Below are 16,884 nucleotides of genomic sequence, written 5' to 3' on the forward strand. Positions count from 1 at the left end.
CGGGGGCGGCCGCCCGGCTTCGGACGGCCGCCCCTGCTTGCCGCCTCACCCCGGGATGACGACCGTGCGCAGCTCCCCGTCGCCGAGGTGGAGCATGCCCTTGCCGGGGGTGACCTGACCGCCCACCATGCTGCGGTTGAGGCGGACGCCGACGAGGTCGCCGCTGGAGGACTCCTGGGGGGAGAGGAGGATCCCGCGGCGGGCCTTCTTCGCGTCGACCTGCCAGCCCGAGAAGCCGCTGCACACGTCCTCCTCGTCACCGGCGATGACCAGCGCGAGCCCGCGTTCGGCGCCGCGCGAGACCAGCTTCTTCATCTGGCTCTCGGCGTCGCAGTCCTCCAGGATCTCGCCGTCGTCGACCAGGACCGCGATCGGCTCCTCCAGGGACGCCTGGTCGATCAGCTCCTCGAACTCGTCCTCGTCGATGTCGTCACCGGTGAAGACCTTCAGCACGCCCTCGGTGCCGTCGAGTTGGCGGAGCGGGGACTGGCGCGGGGCCGCGATGACCAAACGGGTGCCCTGGGACAGGAACGAGTGGGCGAAGTTCAGCAGGACCGTCGAGCGGCCCGACTTGGCCGGGCCCGCGATGACGAACGCCGGTACGCCCTCGGCCAGATCGGGGCCGAAGCCGACGATCTCGTCGCCGCCGATGCCGACCAGACCCCACAGCCGTGAACGGGACGCCTCCGGGTCGCGCATCTCCCACGCCTCCGGGAAGGAGATGCGGCTCGGCAGGCTGTCCACCCGGAAGGGACGGCGCGAGCGCGGGACGGAGGCGTCGCGGGCCGCGGCCGCCTCGCCGATCGCCGCCAGCGCCGCGGCCTGGCCCTGACCCGTGGTGTCCGCGGCGAGCAGCGCGAACTGCGTCTCCGTACCGAACTCGTTGCGGAACGCGCGGCCCGGCGGAATCTCCTCCGGCACCTTGCGCGCCGGGATGCCGAGCGCGGAGAAGTCGCTGCGGTCGGCGAGCCGCAGCCCGTACTTGTCCTCGGTGAGGGTCGCGATCCGGCCCACCAGGAGGGTGCGGTCACCCGTGAGGACCAGGTGGATACCGACGCTCGCGCCCTCGCGCATCATCGTCTGCAACTCGTCGGTCAGCGACCCGTGGTCGACCTCGCCGAGGGTGGGCACCCAGCCCTCCCAGCGGTCCAGCAGTACCACGATGTGCGGCAGCCGCTCGTCCTCGGCGACCGACGCCCGCTGCTCGCCGATGTCCGCGAAGCCCTTGTCCGCCAGCACGTCCTGGCGGCGGCCCATCTCGCCCTTGAGCCGGTTGACCAGCCGCACGACCCGCTCGGTCTGGTTACGGCCCACCACCGCACCGCAGTGCGGCAGCCGCGTCAGGGCGTTGAGCGCGCCGTTGCCGCAGTCGATGCCATAGAGGTGCACGTCGGCGACCGAGTGCGTACGGGCGATGGAACCCGCCAGGGTGCGCAGCACCTGGGAGCGGCCGCTGCGCGGGGCGCCGCCGATCATGAGGTGGCCGAAGGACGAGAAGTCCACGGCGACCGGGCGGCGCGACTGGCTCGCGGGAAGGTCCTCGATGCCGTACGGCGCCGGCGGCAGCTTGCCGGGGCCACCGGCGAACGCGGGCAGCTCCACGTCGTCCAGCAGCAGCGTCTCGTCCAGGGCGGGCAGCCACGGGCTGTGCTGCGGCGGGATGCCGAGCGAGCTGTTGGCGTCGCGGATGGTGTCGACGAGGACCTTCAGGTCGGTGATCTCCTCGTCCTCACGGGACTCGGCCTTCGGCTTGACCAGCGCCGCCCGGCCCAGATCCTCCCAGGTCAGAGGGCCCACCCAGGGCATCAGCACGGCAGGGTCGGCGGCGCCGGGCCGACGGCCACCGACGCGGCCGGACTGGAACGGCACCAGCGAGGCGTGCCCGAGCCGGGCATACGCGCGACCCGGGGTGTTCTTGGAGATGTGCCCCGCCTCGGGCGAGTCGATGACGTCCGACGACTCGCCGCCGTCCGTCACGCGCAGTGCGATACGGAGGTTGGTGTTGGCGCGGATCTCGGGAGACACGACACCGGACGGCCGCTGCGTCGCCAGCAGTAGGTGAATGCCGAGGGAACGGCCACGCTGGGCGATGTTCACCAGACCCGTCACGAAGTCGGGCAGGTCACGCACCATCGAGGCGAACTCGTCGATGACGATGAGCAGCCGCGGCACCGGCTGGTGCGACGGATCCCGGCGCACTAGATCCTGGTAGTCCTCGATGTCCTTGGCGTCGGCGGCGGCCAGGATGTGCTCGCGCCGGTGCAGCTCCGCACCCAGCGACTCCAGGGCGCGCTCCACCAGGTGGGCGTCGAGGTCGGTCACCATGCCGACCGTGTGCGGCAGATGCACACAGTCCTTGAAGGCCGCACCACCCTTGTAGTCGACCAGCACGAACGTCATGTTCTCGGGCGTGTTCGCCACCGCCAGCGCCGCCACGATGGTCTGCAGCAGCTCCGACTTACCCGAACCGGTCGTACCGGCGATCAGACCGTGCGGACCGTCCTTGCGGATGTCGATGCCGAACGGCCCGTCGTACGACTCGCCGATGACGGCCAGGGTCGACTGCCCGCCCATCCGCCACCGGGCCACGATCGCGTCACTGGTCGGCGGCTCCAGCTGCAGCACGTCCAACAGCCGGCTCGACCCCGGCAGCGCCGAGTCCTCGGTCTCACCGCTGATGTCACGCAGCGGCGACAGCGACCGTGCCAGGCGCAGACACCAGGCGGCGGAGACGAAGTCGGGCCGTACGTCCTTCAGGCGCTCCGCACCAGCCTCCTCGACGCGCAGCCGCAACTGTTCGGTGCGCTCCGCCTGTTCGGGCTGCTGCGCGGCGGTGTGCCAGGCCTGGAAGGAGGGGAAGGCACCGGCGACCTGCTGGGACTGCTGCTGCACCTGCTGGGCGGCCGGCTGGTACTCCTCGGCCTTCGGCTCGGCCACGACGTACGCCTGGCACTCGCCGGGCAGGAACCGCTCCTCGGCGTCCAGGCAGATGGCGAACATCGACACGGACGGCCCTTCGCGCAGCAGCCGTACCACGCCGGGAAGGGACCGCAGCCGCCGCGAGCCGTCCCACACGACGACGATGTCGGGGTCGCCGAAGCTCGAATTGCCCTGCGACTTGTTCTCCTCGGCGGCCTTCTTGCGCGCGTCGAGGATCTGCGTCAGCTCACCGATGCGGGCACCGACGGTCTCGGCGTCCGTCCCGATGAGCGCGTTGACGTCCTGCCCGCCCGACGGCCGGGCGTGCGGCAGCCAGCGCACCCAGTCCCAGGACTCCTGCGCGGCGTTGTCGCTGAGCACGTAGAACTGCACGTCCATCGGGCTGTGCAGCGCCGCCGTCTGCGCGACGGCCCAACGCCCGAGGGCCCGGGCGGAGTCGCCGGGTCCGGCCATGCCGACGACACCGAGCGTACGCAGGTGCAGCGCGACCGGGGCGTCCTCGATCTTCCATGTCACCTGGCGGCGGTGGTCGTCCTGCTCGGGGTCGTCGAGCACCACCTCGGAGGGCAACTGCCCCGTCCCGAAACGGATCAGAAGGTGGTCGCGGTCGGTGCGCCGCCGCTCCCACAGACGGGTACGCGGCCCGGTCCCGAGGGCGAGCACGGTCGCCGGGTCGGGTATGGCCTGCCGCCGGTCGTTCCGTTCGGCGACGAGCGCGTCCTGGGCGTCCTTCTCGATCCGCTCCTTCTGCTCCTGGTACTCCTCGACCTGCTTGGCGTGCGACTTACGCCCGTGCTTCTTGTCGTTGTAGTAGTTGGCGAAGAGCAGGATCGGGCTGAGGCCGGCCATGATCAGGTAGTACCAGCGCTGGAAGATCATGACGGATACGACGGCACCGACCAGCGGGGTCAGCGCCATCAGCCAGGGCAGCGGCCTGGCCTCGTAGTCACGGGGCGGCGACGGCAGCCGGAAGCTGGTCTGCCGCTCGGGCGGACGCAGCCGCGGGGGCCGGTTGTAGTCGAGACCGACCCCGTCGTCGGACCACTTGAGGGCGGCGTTCGGGGGTGTGTAGCGGGTGAGTTCGAGCAGGGTGTTCCCGAGCCCGATCTGGGCGCCGAGGGGCCACTCGGTAGGCCCGGTCTTCCCCTTCCCCTCCTCTTTCGTCTTCTCCTGGTCCTTCTTCTTGCCGCGCTTCTTGCCGCTGGGCTCGTCCTTCTTCTTGTCCTCGTCCTCTGCGAGGGACGTGCCGTCGAGGGTGACGTGCTCCCTGTCCATGTGCACGGCGACCTGGCAGGTGCCGTCGGTGGCGACGGAGAGGGTGAGGGCCCGGGCATCGACCTCGGGATCGTCGACACGGACGTACGACGCTGCACCGCTGCCGATGTCGTACCGCCCCACCCCGAGCCGGTGCACGAACCCGGCGGCGGGTCCGCCGACGACCCGCAGCTCGACGAGCCCGGTGGGCTCACCGGGCAGACACCCGGACGGATCCTGAAGACTGACGACGGCACCCTCGCGCAGGGGCGATCCGACGACAGTGGCACCCGGATCGACGGCGTACCCGTCCACGTACACGAGGGGCGCGTTGTTGGCCGGCGCGTGCCGGTGCTGCCCGAGCGGGATGACCTGCGCCCCGCTGTGCCCCACCTGCTTGGCCAGCTCCTGCGCGATGTCCCCCACGGTGGACTCAGGATCGGCATCGAGCACGACGTCGGCGGTGCCACCGCCGTACGGGTCGACGACGGTCAGAGTCAGGCGCACGACTTGTCCTCCCCGTGCCACTGGGCCGGTGTGGCCGCTGTGGTGTCTGTCGCTGGTCGCCGCGGTGCTGATCGCTTGCGGTGCTGCTCGCAGCCCTGCTCGCTCGCTTCAGTCACGCGGGTCCCAGTGGTACAGGGACGATATCCGTTCGGTGTGACGGCGGGGCAATGGGGAGGCCCCGTGATGTTCCCGATGGCAACGTCGTACACGCTTTCATGACGGCTCGTTCACAAGGCGGGTATGGGGCACCACAGGCCACCCCCGTAAGCTGCTGACGCAAGAGCGGACGATCACACCGGTTGCCACGTGCGACCGGCAACTCGGCCTCCGGGCCGACGAGTCCGCAAACAGGGAGCCACGGGGGTTGGCCCTGCGGCGTTGCGAGAGGGAGCGGCTTCATGGCCAAGGACCTTGATGTCACATATCAGGACATGCGGGATGCGGCGAAGCATGTCGTGAAGGAGAAGGAAAAGGTTCAGGAGAAGCTCGAGGGCCTGAAGAAGTACATCAACAACCTCGTCCAGGGCGGCTACGTCACGAAGAGCTCGTCGAAGGCGTTCGACGAGAACTTCGACGAGTTCGTGCGCGGCATGAAGGACACGCTGGACGGTCTGGACGGCATGGGTGACTACCTGACCATGGCCGCGGACAAGTTCGAGCAGATCGACGAGGAGCTGGCGAAGCAGGCCCGCAGCAAGTAGGGCCCGGGGCTCAGGGGCTTGCCGGGTGCCGGTGGCGGGACGCTGTCGGCACCCGGCAGGTCGCCGACCGGACGGGGGCTGTCAGGTGCCGGGGAGAGGCTGCCGGAGCAGGTAGGTGTGGAGGTCGCTGCGGAGCTCTTCCGTGTCGACGCGCAGCCAGGATCCGTCGCGGAAGCGGAGCAGCAGCATCCTTGTTTCGTACGCCCCGGAAAACGGGTCGACGAGGGTGGCCTCGGTGGCAGGGAGCCGGGCGACGATCTGCATGGCCTTCTCCCTTCCGACGGTGACCCGCTGCGGTGGGGCTGCCAGCACGATCCCGTCCTTGGTGGCGAGCACCAGGCGCTGATGGTGAGTGGAGTGGCTGTACCACTGCAGCAGGAACTGCCCCGCACAGCCCTGCCAGTTGCCGTCGAAGACCCGGTCGAGCCCCTGTTCGGCGATGATGGCGTCCCGGCGCCTGTCGGCCTCGTCCGCGGCTCGCATCCGCTCCTTCTCGCCCTTTGTGGCGAGAGCGCGCTTGAACGCTTCTTCCATGTTCGACAGCAGGGTCAGCAACATGAGAAGGGGCATGAACGGCACTGCGAGCACCGCGCCGACCATGCCCAAAGGGCGCAGTCTTCCAGGTCGGAGGCGAGGGGAGCCGGCAGCCTGAAGCACCTGCGCGGGAGGCTGTGGGATCTCGTCGATCGTGCACCATTCCCCCGCTTCGGAGTGGATGCCGAGGCGCTCGGCTATCACACGCTGCTTGCCCCTGGATGTCACGTCACGACTCTCCTTGCCTGCGGGGAACGGGTCCGTATACCAGGAGCCTATCCGGTGCCGGGCGTCATGAGGGGTGACGATGTCCCGACTGCGCTCGCGCCCGTCTGATTCACCGAGAACAACCAGAAAGAGAAGTGCCCATGGGGGACCATATCAAGGCGGACCTTGCCGCTATCAAACGCTGCTCGCGCGATCTCACCAAGATTCATGGTGAGTTCGAGCGGCACGGCAACCCTGCGGACGAGTATGGCCGGGCTGTCGGGCATGGGGGCCTGAAAGATGCCTTCTCCGATTTCGGGGACACCTGGAAGAAGACTCGGAAGAAACTGATGAAGGAGCTCGAGCAGCTGGCCGAGTTCACCTCCACCGCCGCCAAGGCGTATGACGAGGTCGACCAGAAGCTGGCCCAGGCCATCCGGGACGCCAAGGCGCAGAGCAAGGGGAAGAAGTGAGCAGGACGGACTCCGACTGGCCGCCTCTGTGGCATGACGACCCGACGCCGGGCGACCCGGAGGAAGTGGCCGAGCTGGGGCGCAAGTTGCGCAAGATGGCGGACATGATCGACGAACAGTCGCGGGTCATCGAGGCACTTGCTTCCGTGGAGGGCTGGGACAGTGAGGCCGGTAAGGGTTTTCACGAGCTGGCCGGAGGTACGGCGGACAAGCTGAAGAAGTCCTTCGAACGCTACGACGAGGCGGCCAAAGCCATCGGCGAGGACGTGCGCGAAGGGAGCTCGGACCAGTTCGCCAGCGAGATGCGCCGTGCGCAGCGAAAAGCCGACAAGGCGCTGAGTGACTATCGCGACGCCAAGAGTGATCACGACCTTGCGGATCGCGAAGTGCAGAAGTACGAAGACAAGTACCCGACGCACAACATTCCAGCGGCGGAGAAGGACGAGTACGACCGTTGGGTCAAGAAGCGCTCCGAGGCGTTGCTGCGCATCGGCGGTGCGCGGAAGGATGTGAAGGACGCCAGGGACATCTATGACGACGCGGGAGACAAGGCCGCTCGTCATATCAAGAACGTCGTGCATCATGATGACGTTCGGGACCCGGGCGGATTCATGAACTTCCTGGCCGACTGGGCGGACATGCTGTCGAACATATCGGCAGTGCTCTCGGTGCTCGCGGTCATCTGCGCATTCGTGCCGCCGCTGCAGTTCCTGACTCCCATTTTCGCCACCCTCGCTGTGCTGTCCAGCGCTGCCGCCCTTGCCGGGCATGCATACGACATGTCAGTGCGCGGGGGGAAGGTCGACTGGCTGAAGTTGGGTGCCGACGCGCTGGGAATCCTGCCCGGATTGGGCGCACTGAAGGGCTTCAGGGCCCTGAACGGGCTCAAGGGGCTGGCGAAAGTCAAGGCATTCGGATCGCTGAAGACCATCGGGTCGTTCCGGGGCCTGGCTGCGATGGACGGAATCGGACACGCCTTCTTGAACGGTGTCGGCGTCACGGTGACCAACAAGGTCCTGGGCAGGGTGGCGCGCAACGAACTCGTCGACGGCAGGAAGGTCACGGCTGTCATCAAGGGCACGGGCCTCGCGTCCGCCTTGCACAGAATGATCGGCGGCGAGAACGGCGAGCGGACCGGATACCAGGAACCGGAGACGGCCAAGCCCACTCCTACGCCGTCTCCCTCACCCGGCCCCGCTCCGAGTGTCTCGCCCAAGGCGTTCAACACGGCTCTGGCGGCGTAGGCCTCGAAGATCGTCCAAGGAGGGCAGATGCTGTGAACGACAATGACCAAGGCGCGGAATGGGAGTTCGTCGGGCGCCGGGGCGGTGATGTCGTCACCCTGGTCAGCGGTTCGGTGATCGCTGCCGTACCCGAGGCGCATCGAGCGGCCGAGCACGCAGGGCAGGAACTGCGGTTCGACTTCCTCGACGACCGGGCCGTGCTGACCATGCTGCACCGACGTCATCTCGATGAAGAGGACATGTTCAAGGCAGGCTTCGCGCATGGCGTGCCCCTGGCGCTCGTGGGCTTCGGGGCCGTGCTCTATTGGGCCGCTGTGGCCCAGTACTGGGAGACTGCCGCTCCCCGCAACGCCTATCTGGCGGTCGCCTTCACCGTCGTGGTGACTCAGGTCTTCTTCTTCGTGCGCAGCGCGATGTCGCACTGGGGCGACCCGGTCCGGCAGAACCTGCGGGCCCGGGCCGCCGCCTACCGGAAGATCGCCCACATCGCCCGACGGGGAGGGGCGGACATCCCCGCTCACTATCCGCACTACGGGCCGTACCCCTTCGCGGCGACATTCCGCCCCGAGGTGGACGACCGTGAACAGTCCGAAAGCAAGAAGGCAGATGACAACGGACACCGTTGAGGAAGCCCGGCCCAGCCTCGAGGGAGGCGACGGCATAGAGGTCCGCTGGATCATGCCGGAGGGCTTCCTCGAGCTGCCCTTCGAGGCGGACGACCTGGACGAGCTGGCCGGGCAACTGGTCGAGTTGGCCAAGCAGGCTCTGCCCGGTGCCGACGAGGAAGTGCAGGTGCAGTACGCCGCCATGTGCGCGGCGCACTACGACGAGTTCATCGAGGCGGGCGTGCAGTACGCCGGCTTCGTCACCACGGAGGTCGACGGCGTCCGCTGCACGGCCACGGTGAACGTCAGTCTCCTGGACCTCGACGAGCGAGCCGGTGCCAATCCGGTGGGCTTCATCGCGACCACGATGCGGCATCTGGAACTCGGAGACATCGGCGAAGTACAGCTGCCCTGCGGCCCGGCCGTGACATGCGTCGGCAGCCGGTCTTCCCACATCGACGGCAGCCTGACGCAGTCGGGCCGGGACGAACCGATCTGGACGTCGTTCATACAGGTCCAAATACCGCTGAACAACGGCACGGTCCTCCTGCTGGAGATGGGCACGCCGACGGCCGAAGGGTGGGACGTCTTCTCCGCCATGTTCGCCGGCATCGTGAAGAGCGTCCGACTCTTCGACAACGACGGAGCTCCGCTGGTGATGCCGGGGTGAAGGGGTCGGCAGCAGGTGATGACTCACCGGCGGTGGTAGTGCCCAGGGACTACGAACTGCTGGTTCCGCGCGAGTGGTTCCGTGTCGACCTCATGCGGGACCGCTGGCGCTCCCACCTCAAGACGTTCGTGGACCGCCAGTCAGAGGGCCGGCACGTGTCCGCTGAACTCAAGCGGGACGTATGGACCACCCTGCGCAATACGGCGGAGGCGGGCCGGGCACGCGGGGCCATGGAGTTCTTCCTCCTGACGACCTCGCAGGACGGCGGCCTCCCGGCCTCACTCCTCGTTTCCTTGCTGCCGTTGGGCGACACCCCCGCCGACCCGGAGAAGTACGCGGCGTGGCTCGAACTGCGCGAGCCTGAAGGCCCCGGGCGGCGGCGGGTGTCGGTGGTGGAGCTGACGGCGGGGCCGGCTGTCCGCGTTCTCGGTGCCACGACCCTGAACGTCCACGTCCTGATGCCCGGCCGGGCCGGTTACCTGACGCTCTCCTTCTCATCTCCGCTCATCGGGATGGCCGGTCCGATGGAGCGCTTGTGTGATGCCATTGCGGGTTCGCTTCGGTGGGTGGTGTGAGTGTGGGGCTCGGTGGGTGGTGTGGCTCGTTAGGGGAACGGATGCAGAGGCAAGCTGACGGGACGGGTGCCGACCGGCGCTGGGGAGTGCGCGACGGCTTGGGAATCGCCGTGGCGATCCTCTGCCTGGTGGTCGGCACGGGCCTGATCCTGCTGTTCACGGGACTGTGGAAGCGGTTCGCCCGCGAGACCCTCCCGACCCTCGTGGAACTGCCAGGAGGCTCGGGGGCGCTGGGTGCGGTCCTCGGTGTGATCACCGTGCTCGGGGTGATCGGAGGGCTGCGTTGCACCCCGCCGGGGTTCTCGGGCGGAACCCGCCTGGCGCGTGGGCTGCGATCCACGGGAACGGCGCTGTGCTGCGCTGCGGTTTTCGGGCCGCTCTTCTATCTGCTGAGTGGCTTGCGTGCCAGGCACTGCGCGTCGATGAGTTGCGCGTACATTCCCGGGACTGGGACCGCGTTCCTCGCCTACGTCGTCACTGCCGGCCTGGTCGGCTGGTCCGTCCACCGCTGGACCAGCGCGCGGGCAGCGGAGCAGCTCGCGGTGGAGCGGATGCGTGCACGGAGGCTCCGGAGGAAGGGCAAGGGGAAGAGCCGGGCGGCACGCAGGTGAAGGCCTCCGCAGAGCGGCCCGCTCGGCAAACGTCCAGCCAACGCGTGCGGCCAAGGTCCGGCAGTAAGCCCGCGAACACCTACGCGAACGCCTCCCGGGGCTCGGGCCGCGGGAACCGACCCCGCCCTGCGGTGAGCGAAGCCGGCTCCTCCGCTCACCCCGCAGGTGCTGCAGCGCCACGACTCCGATTTTCTGCGGTGGGCGGCTTCGAGTGTCGTGTGTGTCGGCGGTTCGTTCGGGCTCGCCTGGCTCGGGCCCGCTGTGCCGTTGCCGAGCCCAGTAGCCAGGGTGGCCTTGCTCCTCGCCTGGATCGTGCTGCCGCTCGCTGCGGTTCTGGTGCTGCGCTGGGAATGTGGGGCAGGGCACCGGTGACCAGGCTGCCCTGGCGGAGCGGGGCACCTGGAGCGACGCCGTGACCTGATGCGACGCCGACCGTTTCCATCGCCGTCACTCCTGGTCAGGTACCCGACGGCTCCTCATAAAGCCGTACGGTGGCGGCAATCTTACGCACCGTTGATTCCGGCACCTCCTCGGATACGCCCTTGGCCCCGAAGAACGACCAGGAGGCCAGATCGCCTTCGGAGTTCTCGAAGGCGAAAGTCCACGCCTTGCCCTCCGTCGAGCACTTCTGTGACTTCTGCTTGGCACCGACGGACCAGGCGGACCCCAGACTCCCGTTGATGCCGGACTTCGTGGTGAAAGGCTCCACGGTGTCTGTCCTCACTTTGGCCTTGTCGGGCTGGGCGAACTGCCCGTACACCCAGGTCTTGGGATCGGAGGCGGCGATCTCCCCGGTGCTCCGAGCGCCGTTGTTGCTCCTGGAACCCGCGACGGCCAGCGACGTGTTCTCCTCGGTGCCGTCCTCGTTCTCGTCCGAGGTGCACCACTTTTCCTTCAAATACGCGGGGGCGCGCATCCCGATCAGTGGAGTGTCCTCCGGGTCGTCGTTCTCGGAGACGTACGTGACCCAATCCGGTGACTGGAGCGCCCACCTGGGCGGAACATCGAATGCGATTCCCTGATCCGGGTTCACCACGACTTTCCATCCCTTGACCGTGGCCGCCTCGGTGTCCGTGTCCCGAGGGTTGCTCGAACTCGGCGACGGCGCGGGTGCCTTGGTGGGGTCGGTGCCTGCCCGGTCGTTGCTGCCGCCGAGGGTGACGAAGCCGGTTGCGGCCGCGGCTGCCACGACGGCTGTCGCCGCGAGGACGGCGACTATCGTGCTGCGGGTCCGAGCGCCGCTCGGCGGTGGAGCCGCCGGCACACCGGCCGGTTGCGTGGGCACGTCCGACGCCTGAGTCTGCAGGTACGGGTTCGGCTGGTGATATCCGGGCCGCAGGTACGGATTCGAGGCCTGCTCGGTCGGCTGCTGCTGCGGTTCCTGCCCGTCCTCGGGCGGCTGCTTTCCTGGCCACATGTGGCCCAACGATACGGTGATCAGCGCCGGAAGCGTCCGGTCAAGCGGGCGGCGGACTGCTCAGTGCACGGGCCCTGGACGGTACGGCGCTCGTCACCAGGTTCCGTATGCCGGTACGTCGCAGGGGCGCACGGCAGGTCGAGCCGAATGGCGTTGCTGGACGGCCCGCTGGAGAGCGCAGCGAGGATGCCCTGAGCGACGACATCGGTGTCGCTGCCGGCCTGGTCCGTGGGGGCGATGGCGACGATGAAGGCGCATGTTGCGATGCCCTCGGCGGGCTCGTGCCTGGTGACCTGCCCATGCGGGATGTCATCTTCGCCGGCCGCGGAGAACAACCCCATCGCCGCGTAGGAGACACCCGTGTCTCTCGTGAGTTTCGGCGATATCAGCGTGAAAGCGTGAAAGGGGGCGGGCCGCAGGTTCCCGTTGCTCTCGTCGCCTCGTGGATAGAGGTCCCGTACGGAGGGCTGGGCGCCTTCGCCGCGTTCCTCCGGGGTCGCGGCTATGGGCAGGGCGTATCCGACCCAAGTGGCGCCGGTCAATGGGCCGTCACGGGAAGCCGGAGCGTCCGTGCGAAGTCGTCCAGCGGCTCCATTGCTGCGGCCACCACTTCCGGATCGTCGTGGTGGCCGCGGAGGCACACGTCGGGTATGCCGGGCGGGGCGTGCCAGTGATAGGTCACCGAGGTCATCATGATGGTGCTGTCCGCCGGGTAGGAACGGGTGACCCGGACGCCGTCCTCGCCCAGATGTGGAGAGGCGAAAGCAACGCCGCCGGTGCGTTGCTGCCACTCGGGGATGTCCGGGTGCGGCACGGTAGGCGCGCTGAGCCCCTCACAGGAGGCCGCGTCAGGGGCTTCGCAGTGGATACGGGTGGCGTGCATCACCAGGGGCATGTAGGTGAGCGGAACGGGGTGGTAGATGAACGCCTCGTCGGCTTGGAGCTTGTCCCGCAGGGTGACGATCGTCTGTTCGTAGAAGCTCTTGTGGAAGCGGCGGAGCTTCCGGGTGAGCTCGATGTTGTGTATGGCGGCCAAGCCGATCAGGTGTTGGTCGAGCCATTCCCTTGAAAGTCTTCTTGTCCATCTGGAGCCAGAGGTAGCCCCAGAGGCCTGTATTGGCATCCGTGTCGACGTGCAGCGCACCGAGGTCGGCGCTCCACAGGGTGCCCTCGGGCATGAGTGGTCTCTTTCGTCAGGGGCGTGGGAAGGGGGACGACCGTCTCCAGAAGGGTCAGATCGTCACAACGGTCACGCTTGAGCGAGGCACTTCAACAAGATCCTGTCGACCGAGATCTGCCGGCCAGACAGGATGCGGAGCCGATCATCGGTATCGCCACCAGTGGCGCAGGGCCGCCCCTCCCGCCGCAGTCAGCAGGACACCCAGCACGGTGAATCGACCTACCGGGGCCGAGAACAGAAGCCACACGCCACCGAACGAGAAGATGATTCCGCCACTACACATCAGGAAGTTGTAGGCGCCGTCAGGCATATTTCCGGGCGGAATCCAAGGCATGTTTATCTCCAGGTAGCTAGGTCGGGATTTTCCCGGCCTGCAGCTCAGTCGTCATCATCGTCGGGTGCCACGTAGTCATTATGGCGTAGCACGATGGAGTGGGCGAGCTCGTCCATGTCGTCCAGTGAACGCAGCACCTGGCTCGGTGCTGGTGACCCTGTGATGACGACCACATCCTGGCCGTGCTCTTCACTGCGCCATGCGTAACGCAGACTCGAGACAACAGCGTTGCTTTCACTGTCTACCGAGTAGCGGAGTACGCGTACCCCAGTTCCCAGCGACTCCGTCTCGAACTCCTCGACGATCGGTGGCTCGACCGCCCCATCATCGTCTGCGAGTGTCACCCGACGCAATTCCGATACTTTCTCACCTTCGGATGGGAATTCGCTCACGAATACGGGGAGCGGGAGTGCTGTCGGACTGGGAAGATACAGGAGCACTTCGAACCCCGGAAACATCTTGGGGTACTGCTCAACGCACGCGGCCAAGGTGTCTGCCAGTAGTTCGACCTCGCCTGCTACGGGGTCTTCCTCGTGTTCGTCCCACCAGAGTGTCGCCGTCTCCGTTGCCCACTCCTGAGGTGTTCGCTCGTCGTCATCCTCCCAAGGCTCCGATGCGCCGATCGTCCAGCGGGGAGGAATCTCAAGCCATACGTCCAAGTCGTATTCGATGTCTAGCCAGCTCATTCACTACTCCAACGAAATGTGGTCACGATGGCGTCAAAGAGAGAAACCGTGGCGTCGGACAAGTCATCGTTGGGATCTCCGCCGCCCATGGTTGAGAAGGAGATCGTCAGCCATCTTCCAGGATCACCGGGAACAGCCGCCACGTAGTCGACACGCCGTGAAGCCAGTTCGATACCTTCCTGTGCATCGGCCTGGGCCACTATCTCCCGCCTGGCGCCAGGAGCCTCATCGAGATCGACGGCGTCGTAACCACCGGTTGAGGTCATCGCTCCGAGGAATCGACCGGGATCGCCTTCAGTGCTGATTTCGCCCACGACGAATGAGGCGGCAAGCGGACTTTCCCCTGGGTCCGCCAGCGGTAGGTAGAAGTCCAGCCCACCACTCTTACGCGCACCCTTGATCCCAATCGATAGTCGACGCTCGACCTCCAGCCGATAGCGGGTAACCAAGTCTTTCGGAAAGTTCTTAGGGAGCTGCTTGCGTGCCGACTCAACGATGTTTTTTACTGCCGCCTCTCTCTCGTTCTTTCGGCGCAACGGGATTCTCTTCCAATTTGGCGGAAGGATCAATGAATATCCATTTACTACACCCTGTTTCGGTGATCCGCCTGCGGCTTTCGCAGTACCGGTATGATTTGATTCCAATCTGCACCCCCAAGTCTCATGAGTTTATGCTTGATGCGAGACCGAGCCGTTTACCAACCTGACCCGCGTTGCACAGTGAATTTCTCCTTAGTTTCGTTGTAACCCTCTACGTATGGCTTGTCCGGCCAGATGTCACTGGTTCCCAGTCCTTTGTCTGCCAGGTCAGCTGTAAGTCCAGCACCGAATGCAGTGCGAAACCTGTCGCGGTATACCTCCGCATTCTGTCCGGCTTTCAGGACTTCTGGAGAATTGGGGTGGCTTGCGCGCATGTGTTGGATATCTTTGTACGACCGGGCAAATTCTTTATCTCCTCCAGATGCCGCCAACTCGCGGCGGTTGGAATTTGGCAGATCCCTACTGCGCTCGGCTGCTCTGGCCTCGTTTCTCGCGGCGTTCTTCTGCTTCTGAGCGGCCTGTAGAGCCCGCTCTGCCCCTCTCCTCTTCTTCTTGCTGGTAGTCCTCTTCCGTGCCTGCCTATCTGCGTTTCTGATGGCATTATTGATCTTGTTGTTGTTTTCAGCACCCTTTGCCGCTCTGGCAGCTTTCCCTGCCTCTTTCGCAGATGCTTTACGCATAACAGTCTGTACAGTCTTGAGGCCCTTCAGTGCCTTAGCGCCCATTCCCATGGTGACGAGTGAAAATGCATCCGTGGCCACGTCCATCCACGACCCATCTCCGGTGATGGCCAATAGCACGTGACCACCCATCACCAAAGCAGTTGCCACAGTAGCGACCATGGCGACCCATCCGACAGGGGTAATGAAGAGAGCTACAAGTCCAATAATTGTTGCTGTCCAGCTCAAAACGTCGATCGCGATCTTTACATAATCGACGACGCCTTCCCACCAGGAATCCTTGATGATATCTTTGATTTCATTGCCGATCGCCTTTGCGTAATGGCCAGCACGTTCATCGCGATGACCCTCAATTTTTGCAAGTTGCGTACGGTAGTGTTTAAGTGGATCTTCGCCTGGAGTCTTTTGAGAGCTATCGGCGCTTGACTCGCTCGACTCGGCCTTCTTCTTGGCCGCGTCGATTTCTTCTTGCTCTCGTTTCGCGTTAGCGAGAATCTTGTCGGCGTCCGTCTGGCAATCCTCCAAATCAGAGGCCCAACTGCTCAAGAATCCATGCACTCGTTCGTAGCGGCTGGCGACTTCTCGGAGATGCTTTTCAAGGTCGCCCGACTCTTCGCGAAGCTTGCCCGCGTACTTTCCTTTCAGTTCGTTGTCGTCTCTAATTCTGGTTAGATCTGTTGCCTGTGCCCGCAATGATTTAGCCATGTTGACCATGTGCTTCACTTCGGCACGAATTTCCTCAGGGTCGCCGGGTACGGGGTCCGAATCGGCGAGAGGGTGCCAGTCCTTGGGGCGCGGCTTCGAGGACGCGGTCACTTCTTCTTCCCCGCTTTCCTGAGTTCTTTGGCGAGATCGGCATCGAGTCCGGTGAAGCCGTCAATGGTGGAGGTGACCAGCTTTCCCACGTTCTCGACAGTTTCGAGCATTTTTTCGCGATACTTCTCCCAGTTGTCAACGAAGTCACTCATTACGTCCGCTATTTGGCCGCTTCCCCAATAGGGGTGCATGTCGTCTTTGCGGTTGTCGAGATCGCTGAGTTCCTTTTTGATGCCTTTGAGTCGAGATTCTGAATCGACGAGTAGGTCAATATTGACGACGAGATCGGAGTCGTTTGCCATGATTGTTGGTTGAGCTTTCTGCAGTCGAACTTGTGATGGCTGATCAGCAGTGGATGGCTCTGCTCTCACTGGTGGAGGAGGCTCGGCGAGGATCCCGTTGGCTTGGAGCGAAAAGCTTTGTCGGTGCAGCCGAAGCGTCAGCGGCGAACTCGATCTTGTTGCTGCCGCCGGAGGTGTCGCTCTCGCTGCCGCAGGCCGCCAGCAGGTGCAGCGCTGGCGATCGGCGCACCAGAAACGGGCCAAGGACGGCACTGCAACATGAGCTCTCCATGGGGCAAAGGTTGAGTCAAGAGCACTGACGCTATCGGTGAGGTTCTCGGTTTCGCCAGCGCGAACTGCACTGAGAACATTGGCCGCCTGATGTATGGGGCTACCAGGTTGGTTCTGTGTCCTGATCGCACGTTGGCAGGAGGCAACCCTGGCTGGGCTGTCGCACTTGAGACCGTCACGCTGCTGCCGGATCGCAGGCTCGGCCAGCCTGGCTTTCCGCAATGTTCAAGCTGGGCGGGACGGTACAAGGGGCCCCGTGGCGAGCCACCTTGGTGGGCAGTCGACATTCGGTCCGGTGTGCGCCTCGTACGTCGCTGGGTTCGCCCGGCGTCGGGCCAC

General features: G+C 65.6%; 16 protein-coding genes. 7 read left to right on the top strand and 9 right to left on the bottom strand.

The genetic code is table 11. The annotated features are described in order from the left end of the window. Nucleotides 1–45 precede the first annotated feature (45 nt). Nucleotides 46–4,701, bottom strand: coding sequence for an FtsK/SpoIIIE domain-containing protein (locus tag FDO69_RS36620; RefSeq protein WP_104787345.1), 4,656 nt, complete (start codon nucleotides 4,699–4,701; stop codon nucleotides 46–48). 398 nt (nucleotides 4,702–5,099) lie between these two features. Here FDO69_RS36620 and FDO69_RS36625 point away from each other — a divergent pair, with 398 nt between their 5' ends. After that, the gene (locus FDO69_RS36625) at nucleotides 5,100–5,402 is read left to right on the top strand and encodes a WXG100 family type VII secretion target (protein ID WP_104787347.1); all 303 of its coding nucleotides are present in this window, start codon (nucleotides 5,100–5,102) and stop codon (nucleotides 5,400–5,402) included. A gap of 81 nt (nucleotides 5,403–5,483) precedes the next feature. On the opposite strand, the gene FDO69_RS36630 is transcribed toward FDO69_RS36625, so the two are convergent. Continuing rightward, nucleotides 5,484–5,972, bottom strand: coding sequence for a hypothetical protein (locus FDO69_RS36630; RefSeq protein WP_234388251.1), 489 nt, complete (start codon nucleotides 5,970–5,972; stop codon nucleotides 5,484–5,486). Between the two features lie 332 nt (nucleotides 5,973–6,304). Here FDO69_RS36630 and FDO69_RS36635 point away from each other — a divergent pair, with 332 nt between their 5' ends. From FDO69_RS36635 to FDO69_RS36660, 6 genes are read left to right on the top strand one after another with little or no spacing between them, the layout of a single operon-like run. Continuing rightward, the gene (locus FDO69_RS36635; protein WP_031105198.1) at nucleotides 6,305–6,616 is read left to right on the top strand and encodes a WXG100 family type VII secretion target; all 312 of its coding nucleotides are present in this window, start codon (nucleotides 6,305–6,307) and stop codon (nucleotides 6,614–6,616) included. Beyond that, nucleotides 6,613–7,860, top strand: a complete 1,248-nt coding sequence (locus tag FDO69_RS36640; protein WP_104787353.1) for a putative T7SS-secreted protein — start codon at nucleotides 6,613–6,615, stop codon at nucleotides 7,858–7,860. Before FDO69_RS36635 ends, FDO69_RS36640 begins: the two co-directional genes overlap by 4 nt. Nucleotides 7,861–7,892: 32 nt before the next feature. Continuing rightward, on the top strand, nucleotides 7,893–8,486 hold the full coding sequence (locus FDO69_RS36645) for a hypothetical protein (RefSeq protein ID WP_104787355.1): 594 nt from the start codon (nucleotides 7,893–7,895) through the stop codon (nucleotides 8,484–8,486). Continuing rightward, on the top strand, nucleotides 8,467–9,135 hold the full coding sequence (locus FDO69_RS36650; protein WP_104787358.1) for a hypothetical protein: 669 nt from the start codon (nucleotides 8,467–8,469) through the stop codon (nucleotides 9,133–9,135). Before FDO69_RS36645 ends, FDO69_RS36650 begins: the two co-directional genes overlap by 20 nt. Nucleotides 9,136–9,173: 38 nt before the next feature. Continuing rightward, nucleotides 9,174–9,710: a hypothetical protein gene (locus FDO69_RS36655; RefSeq protein ID WP_234388252.1), complete on the top strand. Its 537-nt coding sequence runs from the start codon at nucleotides 9,174–9,176 to the stop codon at nucleotides 9,708–9,710. A 41-nt stretch (nucleotides 9,711–9,751) separates the two neighbouring features. After that, nucleotides 9,752–10,321 carry a hypothetical protein gene (locus tag FDO69_RS36660; RefSeq protein WP_104787361.1) on the top strand — a complete coding sequence of 190 codons (570 nt, stop codon included), beginning with the start codon at nucleotides 9,752–9,754 and terminating at the stop codon, nucleotides 10,319–10,321. Between the two features lie 457 nt (nucleotides 10,322–10,778). Here FDO69_RS36660 and FDO69_RS36665 read toward each other — a convergent pair whose 3' ends face one another. From FDO69_RS36665 to FDO69_RS36695, 7 genes are all read right to left on the bottom strand, one after another. Then, on the bottom strand, nucleotides 10,779–11,738 hold the full coding sequence (locus FDO69_RS36665; protein ID WP_104787363.1) for a DUF8017 domain-containing protein: 960 nt from the start codon (nucleotides 11,736–11,738) through the stop codon (nucleotides 10,779–10,781). A gap of 20 nt (nucleotides 11,739–11,758) precedes the next feature. Next, the gene (locus tag FDO69_RS36670; RefSeq protein WP_104787366.1) at nucleotides 11,759–12,079 is read right to left on the bottom strand and encodes a hypothetical protein; all 321 of its coding nucleotides are present in this window, start codon (nucleotides 12,077–12,079) and stop codon (nucleotides 11,759–11,761) included. A gap of 197 nt (nucleotides 12,080–12,276) precedes the next feature. Continuing rightward, on the bottom strand, nucleotides 12,277–12,774 hold the full coding sequence (locus tag FDO69_RS36675; RefSeq protein WP_234388253.1) for a hypothetical protein: 498 nt from the start codon (nucleotides 12,772–12,774) through the stop codon (nucleotides 12,277–12,279). A gap of 522 nt (nucleotides 12,775–13,296) precedes the next feature. Then, on the bottom strand, nucleotides 13,297–13,938 hold the full coding sequence (locus FDO69_RS36680) for a hypothetical protein (RefSeq protein ID WP_104787368.1): 642 nt from the start codon (nucleotides 13,936–13,938) through the stop codon (nucleotides 13,297–13,299). Then, nucleotides 13,935–14,474, bottom strand: a complete 540-nt coding sequence (locus tag FDO69_RS36685) for a hypothetical protein (RefSeq protein WP_138430263.1) — start codon at nucleotides 14,472–14,474, stop codon at nucleotides 13,935–13,937. The genes FDO69_RS36680 and FDO69_RS36685 overlap by 4 nt, the downstream gene beginning before the upstream one ends. Nucleotides 14,475–14,632: 158 nt before the next feature. Continuing rightward, nucleotides 14,633–15,973, bottom strand: coding sequence for an adenosylcobinamide-GDP ribazoletransferase (locus tag FDO69_RS36690; protein WP_138430265.1), 1,341 nt, complete (start codon nucleotides 15,971–15,973; stop codon nucleotides 14,633–14,635). Next, entirely contained in the window at nucleotides 15,970–16,275 is a 306-nt protein-coding gene (locus tag FDO69_RS36695; protein WP_138430268.1) for a hypothetical protein, read from the bottom strand. The genes FDO69_RS36690 and FDO69_RS36695 overlap by 4 nt, the downstream gene beginning before the upstream one ends. Nucleotides 16,276–16,884: the final 609 nt, after the last annotated feature.

The organism is Streptomyces tibetensis (genome assembly GCF_007655005.1).
GTDB lineage: Bacteria > Actinomycetota > Actinomycetes > Streptomycetales > Streptomycetaceae > Streptomyces > Streptomyces tibetensis.

Bases quoted from the DNA above. Each gene is read 5' to 3' on its own strand.
- FDO69_RS36625 (WP_104787347.1), top strand. From the start codon at position 5,100: ATGGCCAAGGACCTTGATGTCACATATCAGGACATGCGGGATGCGGCG.
- FDO69_RS36630 (WP_234388251.1), bottom strand. From the start codon at position 5,972: ATGCCCCTTCTCATGTTGCTGACCCTGCTGTCGAACATGGAAGAAGCG.
- FDO69_RS36635 (WP_031105198.1), top strand. From the start codon at position 6,305: ATGGGGGACCATATCAAGGCGGACCTTGCCGCTATCAAACGCTGCTCG.
- FDO69_RS36650 (WP_104787358.1), top strand. From the start codon at position 8,467: ATGACAACGGACACCGTTGAGGAAGCCCGGCCCAGCCTCGAGGGAGGC.
- FDO69_RS36660 (WP_104787361.1), top strand. From the start codon at position 9,752: ATGCAGAGGCAAGCTGACGGGACGGGTGCCGACCGGCGCTGGGGAGTG.
- FDO69_RS36665 (WP_104787363.1), bottom strand. From the start codon at position 11,738: ATGTGGCCAGGAAAGCAGCCGCCCGAGGACGGGCAGGAACCGCAGCAG.
- FDO69_RS36670 (WP_104787366.1), bottom strand. From the start codon at position 12,079: ATGGGGTTGTTCTCCGCGGCCGGCGAAGATGACATCCCGCATGGGCAG.
- FDO69_RS36680 (WP_104787368.1), bottom strand. From the start codon at position 13,938: ATGAGCTGGCTAGACATCGAATACGACTTGGACGTATGGCTTGAGATT.
- FDO69_RS36695 (WP_138430268.1), bottom strand. From the start codon at position 16,275: ATGGCAAACGACTCCGATCTCGTCGTCAATATTGACCTACTCGTCGAT.